General features: G+C 71.0%; 10 protein-coding genes. 6 read left to right on the plus strand and 4 right to left on the minus strand.

Translation table 11 applies throughout. The features are described from left to right. The first annotated feature begins 5 nt into the window (after positions 1 to 5). Positions 6 to 956: a glycosyltransferase gene (locus NBH00_RS02280; RefSeq protein WP_254571738.1), complete on the plus strand. Its 951-nt coding sequence runs from the start codon at positions 6 to 8 to the stop codon at positions 954 to 956. 29 nt (positions 957 to 985) lie between these two features. Here the strand turns inward: NBH00_RS02280 and NBH00_RS02285 are convergent, their stop codons facing one another. Further along, on the minus strand, positions 986 to 2,065 hold the full coding sequence (locus NBH00_RS02285) for a glycosyltransferase family 4 protein (RefSeq protein ID WP_254571739.1): 1,080 nt from the start codon (positions 2,063 to 2,065) through the stop codon (positions 986 to 988). 36 nt (positions 2,066 to 2,101) lie between these two features. On the opposite strand from NBH00_RS02285, the gene NBH00_RS02290 reads away from it, so the two are divergent. Beyond that, positions 2,102 to 3,238, plus strand: coding sequence for a glycosyltransferase family 4 protein (locus NBH00_RS02290; RefSeq protein WP_302182683.1), 1,137 nt, complete (start codon positions 2,102 to 2,104; stop codon positions 3,236 to 3,238). On the opposite strand, the gene NBH00_RS02295 is transcribed toward NBH00_RS02290, so the two are convergent. Beyond that, positions 3,223 to 4,416 (minus strand): glycosyltransferase family 4 protein, encoded by a 1,194-nt coding sequence (locus NBH00_RS02295; RefSeq protein WP_254571740.1) that lies wholly within the window; start codon positions 4,414 to 4,416, stop codon positions 3,223 to 3,225. The two genes, NBH00_RS02290 and NBH00_RS02295, sit on opposite strands and share 16 nt — an antisense overlap. Positions 4,417 to 4,511: 95 nt before the next feature. On the opposite strand from NBH00_RS02295, the gene NBH00_RS02300 reads away from it, so the two are divergent. Further along, complete coding sequence (locus NBH00_RS02300; RefSeq protein ID WP_254571741.1) at positions 4,512 to 5,705, plus strand: glycosyltransferase family 2 protein; 1,194 nt, start codon at positions 4,512 to 4,514, stop codon at positions 5,703 to 5,705. A 42-nt stretch (positions 5,706 to 5,747) separates the two neighbouring features. Here the strand turns inward: NBH00_RS02300 and NBH00_RS02305 are convergent, their stop codons facing one another. Both NBH00_RS02305 and NBH00_RS02310 read right to left on the minus strand, forming a co-directional pair. Then, complete coding sequence (locus NBH00_RS02305) at positions 5,748 to 7,070, minus strand: RNA polymerase sigma factor (RefSeq protein ID WP_254571742.1); 1,323 nt, start codon at positions 7,068 to 7,070, stop codon at positions 5,748 to 5,750. A gap of 11 nt (positions 7,071 to 7,081) precedes the next feature. Further along, a complete protein-coding gene (locus NBH00_RS02310; RefSeq protein ID WP_254571743.1) occupies positions 7,082 to 8,308 on the minus strand; it encodes a hypothetical protein in 1,227 nt (408 codons plus the stop codon). 502 nt (positions 8,309 to 8,810) lie between these two features. Between NBH00_RS02310 and NBH00_RS02315 the strand changes: the two genes are divergently transcribed. From NBH00_RS02315 to hrpA, 3 genes are all read left to right on the plus strand, one after another. Beyond that, positions 8,811 to 9,113 carry a transposase gene (locus NBH00_RS02315; protein WP_254569053.1) on the plus strand — a complete coding sequence of 101 codons (303 nt, stop codon included), beginning with the start codon at positions 8,811 to 8,813 and terminating at the stop codon, positions 9,111 to 9,113. Further along, on the plus strand, positions 9,110 to 10,000 hold the full coding sequence (locus tag NBH00_RS02320) for an IS3 family transposase (RefSeq protein WP_254569052.1): 891 nt from the start codon (positions 9,110 to 9,112) through the stop codon (positions 9,998 to 10,000). Before NBH00_RS02315 ends, NBH00_RS02320 begins: the two co-directional genes overlap by 4 nt. A 304-nt stretch (positions 10,001 to 10,304) precedes the next feature. Further along, positions 10,305 to 14,186, plus strand: a complete 3,882-nt coding sequence (gene hrpA / locus NBH00_RS02325; RefSeq protein ID WP_302182767.1) for an ATP-dependent RNA helicase HrpA — start codon at positions 10,305 to 10,307, stop codon at positions 14,184 to 14,186. The last annotated feature ends 4 nt before the right edge of the window (positions 14,187 to 14,190 follow it).

The raw sequence follows: 14,190 nt of genomic DNA on the forward strand, positions 1-14,190 counted from the left end.
CAAGCATGACGCACTCACCTCCTGCCGGCCGCCCCGACGTCACCCTGCTGGTCGTCAACTACCGCAGCGCTGACCTCACGCTCCGCGCCCTGCGCGACGCACGAGCGTCCGCGACGACCTGCGGCCTGCGGGTGCAGGAGATCGTTGTCGACGGGGCGTCGGGCGACGGCGAGGTGGAGCGCCTGCGGGTCGGACGTCCGGAGGCGCTCGTCGTCGCGCTGCCGGAGAACCGCGGCTTCGCGGCGGGCAACAACGCGGGCTTCGTCCACGCCCGCGGCCGGCACGTCCTGATGCTCAACCCGGACGCGTTCGCCGCGGCGGACGCCGTCGCCCGGCTTGTGCGCCACCTCGACCGGCACCCGAGGACGGGGGTCGCCGCGCCGCTGCTGCGCAACGAGGACGGCTCGCCGCAGGACAACCTGTACCGGCGCTTCCCGAACCTTCTCACCCTTTTCGTCGACTACTGTGCGCCCGTGGCGTTCCTCGTGCGCGGGACGCGCCTGGACCCGCACAACGTGCCGCGGTCGCAGGTGGGGCGGCCGGGCGCGGTCGCCCATGCGGTCGGCGCCGTCCTGCTCGTGCGCCGCGAGGCGATCGAAGCGGCCGGGCCGATGGACGACGGTTTCTTCCTCTTCCTCGAGGAGACCGAGTGGCAGCGACGGATCGTGGCGGCGGGGTGGGCGGTCGACGCGGTGCCGGACGCGTTCTTCACGCACCTGGGCGGTGGCAGCACCGGGACCTTCGCGCTCGCGTCCCCCCACTATCTGGACAGCGTCGCCCGGTACTACCCGCGGCCCCGTCTGGCGCTCGCGACGCTCACGGTCGCCGGAGCGATCTCGGCGGTGTCGCTGCGGACCGCGCTCGCGCTGGGGCTCGGGTCACCCCGGCTGCGGCAGCTCAGCGAGGCGTTCACGGCGCTCGGCGTCGAGCTGCGACGACGTCGCCGCCGCGGCTGAGGACGCGAGCATCCGGACGGCGCCTGGGTTCAGGAGGAGATCTCGCGCAGCAGTTGCAGCGTGGCGCGCGCGGTCTGCGCCCACGAGAAGTCCGCGGCGCGGGCACGCCCGCGGACGCGGAGCTCCTCGGCGAGTGCCCGATCCGAGAGCAGGCGCTTCAGGCCGTCGGCGATCGCACCGGTGTCGCGCGGATCCACGAGCATCGCCGCGTTCCCTGCGACTTCGGGGAGGCTCGAGACGTCGCTCGTCAGGACCGGCGCGCCGGCCGTCATGGCCTCCAGGACCGGGAGCCCGAAGCCCTCATAGAGCGACGGATAGGCAAAGGCGGAGCAGCCCGCATAGAGCGCGTGGAGCTGCTCCTCGCTGACCCGGCCGAGGAGGACCGCGCCGGCCGCGTGCGCAGCCGCGAGGATCGCGTCGTCCTGCCAGCCGCGCGGGCCGACGAGCGCGAGCGCATGAGCGTCGCGGAGCCCCTGCGGCAGCCGGGTCCACGCGTCGACGAGCCGTTCCAGGTTCTTGCGTGGTTCGAGCGTCCCGACCGCGAGGACGTACGGCCGGCCGTCGAGTCCGTGCCCGGGGTCTAGCGGTGGAGCGGCGCGGGCGAGGGCCGCGTCGGCGGCCAGCGGGATCGTGACCGTCTTGCCGCGGGCGGCGGGAAACCGCCCCTCGAGGTCGTCGCGCGTGGCGGCGGAGATGCAGGGCAGGGCTGCGGCTCGTCGCAGCGCGGGCCGGATCGTCGCGCGCTCGATGCGGGCCGCACGCCGCTGCGCTTGGTCGGCGACGCCGGGGAGAAAGGCGACGAGGTCGAAGATCGTGATCGCGGTCGGGACCCGCGTCGCCCACGCGGTGAGGTACGAGTTCGTGCTGAGGAAGGCATCGCCCCGGGCGCGCAGCGCGACCGCGAGATGCCAGGCCGGGTCCGGCAGACCGACGCAGCGCCAGCGGAACCGGTCGTCGAGGTCGCCCCACGCTTCTCGGGCCCAGAGGTCGAAGCGCACGTCAGCCGCCTCGGGCAGGAGCTGCAGAGCGAGCAGCAGCTCGCGCACGTAACGGCCGCGGCCGGCCGGGACCTCCGCAGCGGCCCGGGCATCGATGCCGATGACGGTCACGGCCCTCAGGTTACGGACGCCGGTACGGTGACCGCCGTGCACGTCGGACTGAACCTCGTCTTCCTGGTCCCGGGTCAGACCGGGGGGATGGAGATCGCGGCGCGTGAGCTCATCGCAGCGATGCGCGCGGCCGATCCGGCCGGCCTGCGGCTGACGCTCTTCGTCAACCGCGAGGCGGCCGCGTCGGACGGCCCCTGGACCGAGATCCCGTCCGTCGTCGTCCCGGTCCGCGCGACCAATCGACTTGAGTGGGTCCGCGGCGAGCAGCAGCTGCTCCCAGGGCTGGCCGCGCGCGCCGGCTGCGACATCGTCCACTCGCTCGCCTCGACGGCGCCGCTCCGCGGCCGGTTCGTCCGCGTCACGACGATCCACGATCTCAACTACGCGAAGGTGCCGGACACGCACTTCGGCCTCCGCGGGCTCGGCATGCGGGCGCTGGTACCGGCGGCGGCACGGCGGTCACACCGGGTGATCGTCGATGCGGCCTCCACCGTCGAGGACCTTGTGACCGAGCTCGGGACGCCGCGCGAGAAGATCGACGTCATCCCGCTCGGGGTGCGTCCGCCGAACGCCGGGCGCGCCGTGACGAAGGCCGCGACCCTCCGGGCGCAGCTCGGGCTCGGAGACCGGCGCGTGCTGCTGAGCGCCTCGGCGAAACGGCCGCACAAGAACCTGCTGCGGCTGCTCGACGCGCACGCGCTGCTGCCCCCGGCGACCCGGCCGGTGCTCATCCTCCCGGGCTATCCCACCCCTCACGAGGCGGACCTGCGGGCACGGGCGACCGCACTCGGAACCCTTGCGGACGTCCGCCTCGTCGGGTGGGTGGGCAACGCTGAGATGGAGGGCCTCTACGCGGTGGCGGACGCGTTCGTGTTCCCCTCGCTCTACGAGGGGTTCGGGCTACCGGTTCTCGAGGCGATGGCGCGCGGGGTGCCGGTCGCCTGCGCAGACCGCTCGTCGCTACCCGAGGTCGCCGGGGACGCAGCGCTCCTCTTCGACCCTGAGAACGTTTCCGCCATGCGCGACGCGCTCGTGCGCCTGCTCGGAGATACGGCGCTCTGCGCACGGCTCACCGCGGCCGGGAGAACCCGCGCGCAGGAGTTCTCCTGGGCGCGCACCGCGGACTTGACCCTGGGGGTCTACCGGCGCGCGCTCGCTCAGCGTCCGGCGTAGGCCGCAAGGATCTCACGAAGCGGATCCTGCGCGGCGACGCGCTGCAGGTGCGCGGTGTGCCAGGCGAGTGTGCTGGCGCGCAGCCGAGCGCCGCGGGCGTGGACCTCGACGATCGCGTCTGCCAGCGCCCGTGCGTCATCGGACTGACTGACGACGCCGTTGACGCCGGCGTCGACGAGCTCGGTCGCGGCGTTGTCCGGGCCGGCGGCAAGCACGATCGGCACGCCGAGGGCCGCCGCTTCGATGACGACGAGGCCGTAGCCCTCGCGGCGAGAGGGCGCTAGGAGGCAGAGCGCGTCGCGCATCGCAGCCTGGAGGATCTCCGGCTCGACGAAGCCGGGGGCAACGACGACGTCGCGGGCATCCAACCGTTCGATCGTCGCATCGACGAGCGCGCGTTCTGGTCCGTCGCCGAAGATCGTGCCGGTGAGCCCGGAGACCTGTCGCGCGGCGAGGACGATCGCCTCGACGGCGCGCGGTGCCTGCTTCTCGGTGATGAGGCGACCGGCGAAAACGACGCTGGGGGAGCGGGGGACGGTCGTCGCCTCGACGCGGGTGTCCGCCGCGCGTGGCCCGTCCGCGGACGCGAGAGCCATGCGGGCGTCATCCGCCCACTCCTCCCAGATGATGCGCGGCTCGCTTCGCAGCCCCTCATCGGTGAGGCGCTCGGCGTGCAGGCGCGAGAACGTGAAGGCCGTGTGCGGCAGGCGGGCACAGGTGCGCTGGATCGCGTGCGCGACCCGTCCCTGGGGTCCACCGACGTAGCGGCGCCAGTAGGACGCGCTCCAGACCTCGTGCCAATCTGCGATGAGTCGGTATCCGCCGCGACGGCGGGCAGCACCCGCCGCGAGCATGCTGAAGTACGGAAAGGACGCCGTGTGGACGACGTCATACTCGCGGCCATGCGCGAGGAGGTGCCGCAGCACGCCGGCGCCGAAGCGCAGTGGCTCGCCGATCGTGCGGTTGCCATCCGCCCCGTAGAGCGGTTCGTCACGGGAGACGGCGATCACGCGGACACCCGGCAGCTGCGGCGGCTCGTCCGGCGGCCACTGGCAGCGGGTGAGGTACGTCACGTCGTGGCCCTGCTGGGCGAGCCGCTCGGCGAGATGACCCATCCTGCGCTCGGCGCCCCCCACCGTCCACGGGAAGAGACAGTCGTAGATGAGGCAGACGCGCACGCGGCAGTAGCCTAGTGCGACGCTTCGGAGGCCGACCGGGTTACCAACGGCATGCAGCGGTGTAGCAATGGCGGGCGGTCGGACCCACTGGACACATGAGCACTCTTGAGCATCACACGCCGGGATCAGGCCCAGTGGACGAGCACGGTCAGCGGCCGCTCGTCTCGGTGGTCATCCCGTGCCTCAACGAGGAAGAGAACATCGAGGCCTGCGTCGGACAGGCCCTCCGCGCGATGTCCGACGCAGGGATTCCCGGCGAGGTGGTCGTCGCAGACAACGCGTCGACCGACCGGAGCGCCGCCCTGGCGGCAGCCGCCGGCGCCCGGGTGATCCACGAGCCGCGCCGGGGCTACGGATCGGCGTACCTCGCCGGCTTCGCCGCCGCTCGCGGCACCTACATCGTCATGGGCGATGCCGATCTCACCTACGACTTCAACGAGATCCCGCGCTTCGTGGCCGAGCTCGACAAGGGTGCCGAGCTCGTCATGGGCGATCGGATGGGCAACATCCAGCCCGGGGCGATGCCCTGGTTGCACCGCTATGTCGGCAACCCCGTGCTGAGCGGCATCCTCAACGGGTTCTTCAAGACCGGGATCAGCGACGCGCACTGCGGCATGCGAGCGCTGCGTCGGGACGTGCTGCCGCGGCTGGACCTCCGCACGACGGGTATGGAGTTCGCATCGGAGATGGTCATCCGCGCGGGTAAGGAAAAACTCCGGATCGCCGAGTTCCCGATCGACTACCACCCCCGCGGCGGGGAGTCGAAGCTGAACACGTGGCGGGACGGCTGGCGGCACCTCCGCTTCCTGCTCGTCCACTCGCCGACGCATCTCTTCGTTCTCCCCGGGGCGCTGCTGGCCGCACTCGGCCTCATCATCACGGCGGTGTCGATCACGGGCCTCGAGGTCTTCGGCCGTCGGTGGCAGCTGCACACCACGGTTGGTGGGTCCATGCTCATGATCGTCGGCGTGCAAGTCGTGGCCCTGGGTCTCTGCGCCCACGCCTACGGGGCCTACTTCATGGGCGAGAAGGACCCGTGGTTCGACCGCATGAGAGCGCGGTTCCGGCTGGAGCACGGCCTGATGCTTGGCATGTCGGTGACCCTCGCCGGGCTGATCACCGGCCTGGTGATCCTCGCGATGTGGATCCAGAACGGCTTCGGTTCTCTCTCGGAGGAGCGCATGGCCATCGTGGCGACCACGGGCGTGACGATCGGGTTGCAGGTGATCTTCTCGTCCTTCCTCCTGAGCATCCTCGGTCTTCGGCGGATCGCCGACACCGGCTCGTGACCGGAGGGCGGCGAGCAGCCGCCACCAGGGTGTGCGCTGTCATCAGGGAGCGCTGAACTCTCCTGTCGCTCCGGTGGAAGACGGCCGCCTGACGGTGGACGGGGTCGGAGCCGTGAACTCCGGCGTGGTGGGCGCTGCCGCTGGGACGGTCCGGAACTCTCGCGGCGGCGCAGTCGTGACCGGGTGAGCACGCCGCGCGAACTCCGTCACCGGCCGGCGGACGGCTACGCGTTTCGGCTGCTGCCGCTTCGCGGCGGCGCTCTGAGCCCGGGCCTGCACGCTGATGGTGCTCGCCAGCGCCGCCGCACCGGCCGCAGCCTGGGCTGCCGCCCCCCGCAGGGCCGACGTGTCGGCCGCGGGCCGCGCGGCACCGCGGGCGGGCCGGCCGTGGGGCGCGTGCTGGGCAAACGGTGAGGTCAGGCGGCCAGGCACCCCGTCCACCGCGCAGTAGATCCCTCCCCCGCCGGTGCAGGCGGCCGCCACGAGCACCGCCGTCTTCGCCGCCGAGCCGGTCAGCGGCGTCGGGTCCCCGGAGCGCAGCAGTGCGTACCGCAGTCCGTCTGCGGCCGCCTGAAGGCTCCACTGAAGGCGCTCACCGAACGTCGAGGCGTCGACCGGCATGGCGAGAGCCGGGATGGGCGCGAGAAGGGCGAGTCCGTGCCGAGCGACGGCGAGGTGCACGATGGTCGCCCGGCATTCCGGGCAGGTCGCTGCATGCGTCGTCGCTGCGCGCGCGCCGCCGAACCCCGACAGGGCGGCCGCCGCCACGAGCGACGCAGCGTGGTCCGGGCACGGCTTCGTCCCGGCCTGGGCAGCGACCGCGGAGACGAAGGCCATCATGGCCGGTCGCTTGCGTCGATAGAGCGTCGGGCGGGACAACCCAAGGCGCTTCGCGAGCTGCTTCTGATCGGTCCGGAGCAACTCCGCCCGTACCAGCTCGAGATCGACCGGGTCCAGGTCGGCCAGGACCGAGTTGACCGAGCGGACCATGCCGAGGACCTCGCGCATCGTCGCTCGCTGCTCCGCATGCTCCGCGACATCGATGCGAGGCGGCCCCAACTGGTCGAGCACGTCGACGCCGACCGGCTGTTCCCGTCGCTCGCGACCGTAGGCCTTCTTGGCGAGATTCTGCACACACCGGGCGGCGTAGGCGAACGGGTCATCAAGATCGGGGCCGTTCTCCATGCGGTGGGTGACCGCGAGGATCGCGTCCTGAACCAGGTCGTCGGCGAGGTTGCGGCTCCGGAGGTCTGCGAAGAGCGGCGCGCGCCCCACGAGCCGGGTGAGCATGGCGTGAAGTTCGGCGGCGAACTCCTCGTCGCTCGCCCGCGACGAGCGCCGGTTCGGCGCCTCGTCGACGCGCACGCGGATCGCCACTACGGACGCACCCGGACGGCGATCGTGCGACTGTGGCCACTCGCATACCGACGGCGATCCCCCGGCAGCACGAGCGCCCGGAACCGGTAGGTCGTCGCGTGAGTCGTCTTCGTGAAGCGGTGCCGGGCGACGAACCGGCCTCCGCGGGCCCGCGTAGTCGTGGCCTTGGCGAAGGTGAACCAAGAGCGGCCTAGGCGCACCTGGACGCGCACAGTGAGACCGCGGGCCGGGATCAGGCCGGCCACACGCCCACTCAGCGCGAGCCGATCACCGTTACGCAGGGCACGTCGTGAAACCCGCAGGCTCGCGTCCTGGCGCACCTGCAACGACAACTGGCCGCTACTGCGATTCGCGTTGGCTCCGGCCGTAGGGAAGTAGACGACTCGCACGTCCCGGCTCCGGCCTCTGGCAGCGAGGGGAACGACAAACGCTCCGGCGTCGTCCGTCGTCGCCGAGGCCACAGCGTGCCAGTGCGACTCGGCTGCCCCGATGGGCTTCTCGATGACGTGCACGCGGGCGGCAGCGATCGCGTCACCTCCGGATGTGCGCAGCGTCCCACGGACGCGCGTGCCATCGACATAGCCCACGACAGCTCGGGTGCTGCTGTGCGCGTGCCCCCGGGTCCCGACGATGAGGCGTGCCGTCACCACCGCGTCGAGTGTGCTCGGTCGCCCGTTGACCCCCGGGCCCCGGTCGGGGTTGCTCAGCGTGGTGATGGTGGTCGTGCCGGTCAGGACCGTCGAACCGCCCGGCCCGGCCGGCCCGGCCGGACCGGAGGGCCCGCCTGCGCCGGCTGCGCCGGGGGCACCCATCGCGGCGGCAACCTCCGCGGGCGTCAGAAACGGGGCCTTGTTGTCCACCATGATCGACCATTGCGGACTCTGAGCCTTGTTCACGCCGGTCGCGTCGACCACCTCAAGGCGGACGAGGTGCTTCCCTTCGTCGAGGGAGGTCGTGTCGAGCGTGACCGATCCTGTCACGGGTGTGGTCCGGCATGGCACCGGGTCCCGGAACGGAAGCGCGCACTTCCCGCCGTTGTCGTTGACCGGGCCGACGACGGATTGGCTCCCGTCGACCATCAGTCGTTGCTGGTACAACCCGCCGCCCTGATCGCTGGCGGAGTAGGTGAGCGTGCGCTCGCGGTCGGTGTTCGTCGCCGTCACCAGGGAACCGGCCGGGGCTGCCGTGATCACGGGGTCGGCGTCATCGGTGAGGTCGAGGCGCATCTGACGTAGCCGGTATGAGGTCAGACCGGGCGGGCATCCGGCGGCGCCATCGCAAAGTGCTACGAAGGACAGGCTTTTCGCGCTCGGTAGCCGGAGATCGATGGTCTCGGTTCCTCGCTCTGTGCATCCGTACGCTCTGACGCACTGCTCGATGATCCCGTCGTTGCTTCGTAGGATCGCCTTTGGATTCCCAAATGCCTGATCCGCGCCCGCGGCCATGCTACGGAGGCCCGATACCCGCACGATCCGTGTATCAGGCGGAGCCACGAAGGTGTAGTCGCTGTAATCGCCCTGCGAGTGGGCGTGGTCCGGCCCAAAAGCGACCTCGATGTCTCCGCCTGATGCGCAGTTGTTGCCGTAATAGGTATACGCGCCATGCACCTCCGGGACCCATCCGTTCGTCTCCGGGTGGTCTGGTCCCATGCACCCCTTGAGCCGTCCCGGGATCGACGGGGACTTCTGAAACAGGCATTCGGTCTGTTGAGAGGAAGTACGTGGTCATATGGCTCGTGGAAGGAAGTACCCGCCGGAGTTGCGTGAGCGGGCCGTCAAGACGGTGCTGGAGTCCGGGCGTCCGATCGCGCAGGTCGCCCGCGACCTGGACGTGCACAAGGAGTCGCTTCGGAACTGGGTGCGGCTCGCCGAGGCCGACGCCGGAACGCGCAGCGACGTGCTGAACACGGTCGAGCGCGACCGGATGCGTCTGCTCGAACGTGAGGTCAAGGAACTGCGGCGGCAGAACGAGATCCTCAAGGCCGCTTCGGTGTTTTTCGCCAAGGAGCTCGACGGGACCCCGCGGAGGTGAGCGCCTTCATCGAAAAGCAGCGGGCGGCCGGCTTCGCTGTCGAGCTCACCTGCCGCACCCTCGGGACCTCGCCCTCGGCGTTCTACCAGCGCGCGACCGGGGTGTTGTCGACCCGCGCGCAGGAAGACGCCGTGTTGCTCGAGCAAATCCGGGCGGTGTACCGCGCCAACTACGAGGCGTACGGATCGCTGCGCGTGTGGAAGGCGCTGCGCCGTCAGGGCGTGCAGGTCGGCCGCGGCCGCGTTGAGCGGCTCATGGCAGCGGACGGTCTGATCGGGGCCAAGCGCCGCGGCCGAGCGTGGAAGACCACGGTCGCTGACCCGGCCGGCTCAGGGCGACCGGACCTGGTCAACCGCCAGTTCACCGCGACCCGGCCGGACGCGCTGTGGATCGCCGACTTCACGTATCTAAAGTCGTGGGAGGGCGTGGGGTTCTTCAGCTTCGTCCTTGACGTCTACTCCCGCCGGGTCGTCGGCTGGCAGCTCGCCGGCCACATGCGCACCGACCTCGTGCTCGACGCGCTGAAGATGGCCTTGGGCACCCGCCGACACGGCGCCGATCTACAACTTATCCATCATTCGGACAGGGGATCGCAATACACGAGCTTCGACTTCACCCAAGCGCTCCTGGACAACGACGTGCTCGGCTCGCTCGGCTCGACCGGTGACGCGTACGACAACGCGATGGCCGAGAGCTTCGTGGACAGCTTCAAGACCGAGCTGATCCGCGACCGCGTCTGGCAAACCCGCACCCAACTGGAGCTCGCCGTTGTGGAGTGGGTCGGCTGGTACAACCACGACCGCCTGCACTCCGCGATCGGTCACATCCCGCCCGTCGAATTCGAGACCCTCTACGCGATACGGTCCGGCTCACCCCTCTCCCACTGACGAGAGAGGAAACCCAAACAACAAGTCTCCGTGAAACCGGGACGGCTCACCTCGACCGTGTAGGTGGCTGCCCGGCCGGCCGAGGCTGGCAGCGCGACGAACAAGATCGATACCGCCGCGGCGAGTGCGACCGCGCGCCATAAGGTCGGCGGTAACGAAGGGTGGTGCTGTCTCGGGTAGGTCATCGGTCCCCTGTCGGCTTGGATGCTCGAACCAATCAGGCACGACCTCCCGATGTGTCTCAGGAACGCGGCGGAGCCGCAACACCCGGGGTGATGGCACTGACGGTCGGGCGTCTGCTCCTATGCTCCGAACTGTGGCAAACGCGGCTCAAGGCAGGTCGTCTCGCTCGGGGGGTCCGTCGCGACGCGGGACCGGCGCCGACGCCGAGGATCGCCGCCGGCGTCGTGTGGCGGCCGTGCCTAGGACCATCTCTTTCCCGCCGGACCTGCCCGTCAGCGGACGCATCGACGACCTTGCTGCCGCTATCGGCAAGCACCAGGTCGTCATCGTCGCCGGCGAGACGGGATCCGGCAAGACGACGCAGCTGCCGAAGCTCTGCCTGAAGCTCGGACGCGGCATCGACGGGACGATCGCGCACACGCAACCCCGCCGCATTGCGGCCCGGTCCGTCGCGCAGCGCATCGCGGAGGAGCTGGCGACGCCGCTCGGGGCGACGGTCGGCTATTCGGTGCGGTTCGAGAACAAGTCGTCGGACACGACGCTGATCAGACTCATGACCGACGGACTCCTCCTGGCCGAGATCCAGCGGGATCGCCTGCTCAGCAGATACGACACCATCATCGTCGACGAGGCTCACGAGCGGTCGCTCAACATCGACTTCCTGCTCGGCTACCTGCGGCGGATCCTGCCGGCCCGGCCCGACCTGAAGGTGATCATCACCTCGGCGACGATCGACAGCGCCCGGTTCTCGGAGCACTTCGGGGACGCACCCGTTGTCGAGGTGTCGGGGCGCACGTACCCCGTCGAGGTCCGCTACCGACCGCTGGGGGCCGACGAGCACGCACCCGAGGCCGACGAGGACGAGGATCCGGCCGACGCCCTTCAGGGACACAGCGTCGGCGACCGCGACCAGTCCGAGGCGATCGCCGACGCAGTCGACGAGTTGCTGGATGAGGCGCCCGGCGACATCCTCGTCTTCCTCAGCGGCGAGCGCGAGATCCGCGACGCCGCCGACACGCTGAGCGGCCGCGTGCCCTCGTCGGTCGAGATCCTGCCGTTGTTCGCGCGCCTCTCCACCGCCGAACAGCAGCGCATCTTCCGGCGCGGGGACTCGAAGGCGGGGCGGCGCGTGGTCCTCGCGACGAACGTCGCCGAGACCTCGCTGACCGTGCCGGGCATCAAGTACGTCATCGACGCCGGCACCGCACGGATCAGCCGCTACTCGACCCGGCTGAAGGTCCAGCGCCTGCCGATCGAGCCGATCTCACAGGCGTCCGCGCGGCAGCGGGCCGGGCGTTGTGGTCGGACGTCAGACGGCATCTGCATCCGGCTCTACTCCGAGCAGGACTTCGCCAGCCGGCCGGAGTACACCGACCCGGAGATCCTGCGGACGAGCCTGGCCGCCGTCATCCTGCAGATGGCGCTCCTCGGTCTGGGGGCGATCGAGGACTACCCGTTCGTCGACCCGCCCGACCGGCGGCAGATCCGTGACGGCGTGATGCTCCTGCAGGAGCTTGGTGCCATCGCGCCGGGTGCCGCAGAGATCTCCGTCCCGCGCCTCACGAAGGACGGCCGGCGGCTCGCCCAGCTCCCGGTGGATCCGCGGCTCGCGCGAATGGTGCTCGAGGCCGACCGCCTCTCATGTGCGGAGGAGGTCATCGTCATCGTCGCCGCCCTGTCCATCCAGGATCCCCGCATCCGCCCGAGCGACGAGCGCGGCAGGGCCGATCAGCTCCACGCCCGGTTCAAGGACGAGCACTCGGACTTCCTGACGCTCCTCAACCTGTGGCGGTATCTCGAACAGCAGCAGGAGGACCTGTCGCGCTCGAAGTTCAGGAAGCGGTGCCGCGAGGAATTTCTGCACCACCTGCGGATTCGCGAATGGCAGGACCTCGTCGCGCGGCTGCAGCAGGCCACCCGCACGACGAGGGTCACCCTCAACCAGCAGCCCGGCACCCCGGAGCAGATCCACCGCGCACTGCTCAGCGGGTTGCTCTCCCACGTCGGTGTCCGCGACGCCAAGCGCCGCGACTACCTAGGCGCGCGCGGTTCGCACTTCCGGATCTTCCCGGGCTCGGCACTCGGACGCGCGACCCCGGAATGGGTCATGGCGGCAGAGCTCGTGGAGACCTCCCAGCTGTTCGCGCGCACGGCGGCCAAGATCGATCCGAGGTGGATCGAGCCGCTCGCAGCCGACCTTCTGAAGCGGACCTACTCCGAGCCTCGCTGGGATCTCCGCAAGGCCGCCGCCGTGGCCACCGAACGCGCGACGCTCTACGGCCTGCCGGTCGTGGCCGGGCGGACCGTCACCTACGCGCCGATCGATCCGGAGCTCGCCCGCGAGTTCTTCATCCAGCACGCGCTGGTGGAGGGCGACTGGGAGACTCGCCACGAGTTCGTCGCGGAGAACCGCGAGGTCGTCGACCAGGCGCTGGCACTCGAGGACCGCCTACGACGTCGCGGACTGCTGGCCGGCGATCACGTCCGTGCGGCGTTCTTCGAGGAACGAATCCCCGAGGGCGTCGTCTCCGGGGCACACTTCGATCGCTGGTGGCGCGAGGAGCGTCGGCGGCGCCCCGGCCTGCTCACCTACTCGCGCGAGCTGCTCATCGACCCCGCGGCCCGGGCCGACCTCGACCCGAAGGGCTTCCCCGCTGCCTGGCGCCAGGGGAACCGGCTGCTGCGCCTCAGTTATCGCTTCGACCCGGGCGCGGCCGACGACGGCATCACCGTCCACGTCCCGCTCGCCGAGATCGCGGACGTCGACGCCGACGAGTTCGAGTGGCTCGTCCCCGGCCTGCGCCGCGAGCTCGTCGTCGCGTTGCTCCGCGGTCTCCCGAAAGACATCCGGCGGCGTCTGCTGCCGATCCCGGAGACGGCGCAGTCGGTGCTCGCCGCCGTGCGACCCCGCCGTGAGCGTCTCGCCGACGCGCTCGCGCGGGAGCTCGAGCGTCAGAAAGGTGTCCGGGTCGAGGCCCATCAGCTGAGCCGCGCCGGCCTCGAGCCGCACCTACGTGTGGCCTTTCAGGTCGAGACGGCCGACCGCACGATCGTGGCCCGCGGACCGGACCTCGACGTGCTGCGCGCGCAGGTCCGCCCGACACTGCGTCAGGAGCTCGTGGCGCAGACGCCCGAGCTGCAGGCGACCGGACTGACCGGCTGGTCGATCGGCACGCTGCCCCGTGAGCTGCGCCTCCCCGGGGAGGGCGTGACGGTCTATCCGTCCCTCGTCGACGAAGGCGCGACGGTGGGGGTCACCGTCCTCGATTCCCGTGACGCCCAGGCGCGGGCGATGGCGGCCGGGACGCGCCGGTTGCTCCTGCTGAACTGCCCGTCGCCCACGCGGCGGGTTCGCGGTGGCCTCGACCTGCGCGCCCAGCTCGTGCTCGCCGAGCCGGTGCTCGGCGGGATCGATGCGGTCCTCCAGGACGCGGTGCTTGCCGCGGTCGACTTCGGCGTCACCGAGGCGGGCGGTCCGGCGTGGGACCCTGAGACGTTCGCGACGCTTCGCCGCCACGTCGCGGGCCACCTCGAGGAGACGACCGAGCGGGTCGTCACCCAGGTGGTGGAGATCCTCGAGCTTCGCGCCCAGATCATCGCCGCGGTCGCGCCGCTCGTCGCCGAGGCGCATGCTCCCGCGCGAGCCGACATCCAGCAGCACCTGGCGCGCCTCGTGCACCGCGGGTTCATCGTGACGGCCGGCGCCGCTCGCCTCGCGGACCTCAAACGCTTCGTCGCCGGGATCCTGCAGCGGGTGGAGCGGCTGCGCTCGGCGGCGCCCGGGCCCGACCTCCAGAGCATGGCCGTGGCGCAAGCGGTCGAGACGGAGGCCGCTGCCGTCCGCGCCGCCTGGCCACCGGGCCGTGCGCTGCCGCCCGATCTGCTCGAACTGCCCTGGCTGCTCGAGGAACTCCGCGTGAGCCTCTTCGCGCAGGGCCTCGGAACGAAGGTCGCGGTGTCACCGAAGAAGGTGCGGCGGCGCATCGCCGAGCTGGCGGCCTGAGCCC

Source organism: Paraconexibacter antarcticus, assembly GCF_024220175.1.
Taxonomy (GTDB): Bacteria; Actinomycetota; Thermoleophilia; order Solirubrobacterales; family Solirubrobacteraceae; genus Paraconexibacter; species Paraconexibacter antarcticus.

Bases quoted from the DNA above. Each gene is read 5' to 3' on its own strand.
- NBH00_RS02280 (WP_254571738.1), top strand. From the start codon at position 6: ATGACGCACTCACCTCCTGCCGGCCGCCCCGACGTCACCCTGCTGGTC.
- NBH00_RS02300 (WP_254571741.1), top strand. From the start codon at position 4,512: ATGAGCACTCTTGAGCATCACACGCCGGGATCAGGCCCAGTGGACGAG.
- NBH00_RS02310 (WP_254571743.1), bottom strand. From the start codon at position 8,308: ATGCGCCTCGACCTCACCGATGACGCCGACCCCGTGATCACGGCAGCC.
- NBH00_RS02315 (WP_254569053.1), top strand. From the start codon at position 8,811: ATGGCTCGTGGAAGGAAGTACCCGCCGGAGTTGCGTGAGCGGGCCGTC.
- hrpA (WP_302182767.1), top strand. From the start codon at position 10,305: ATGCTCCGAACTGTGGCAAACGCGGCTCAAGGCAGGTCGTCTCGCTCG.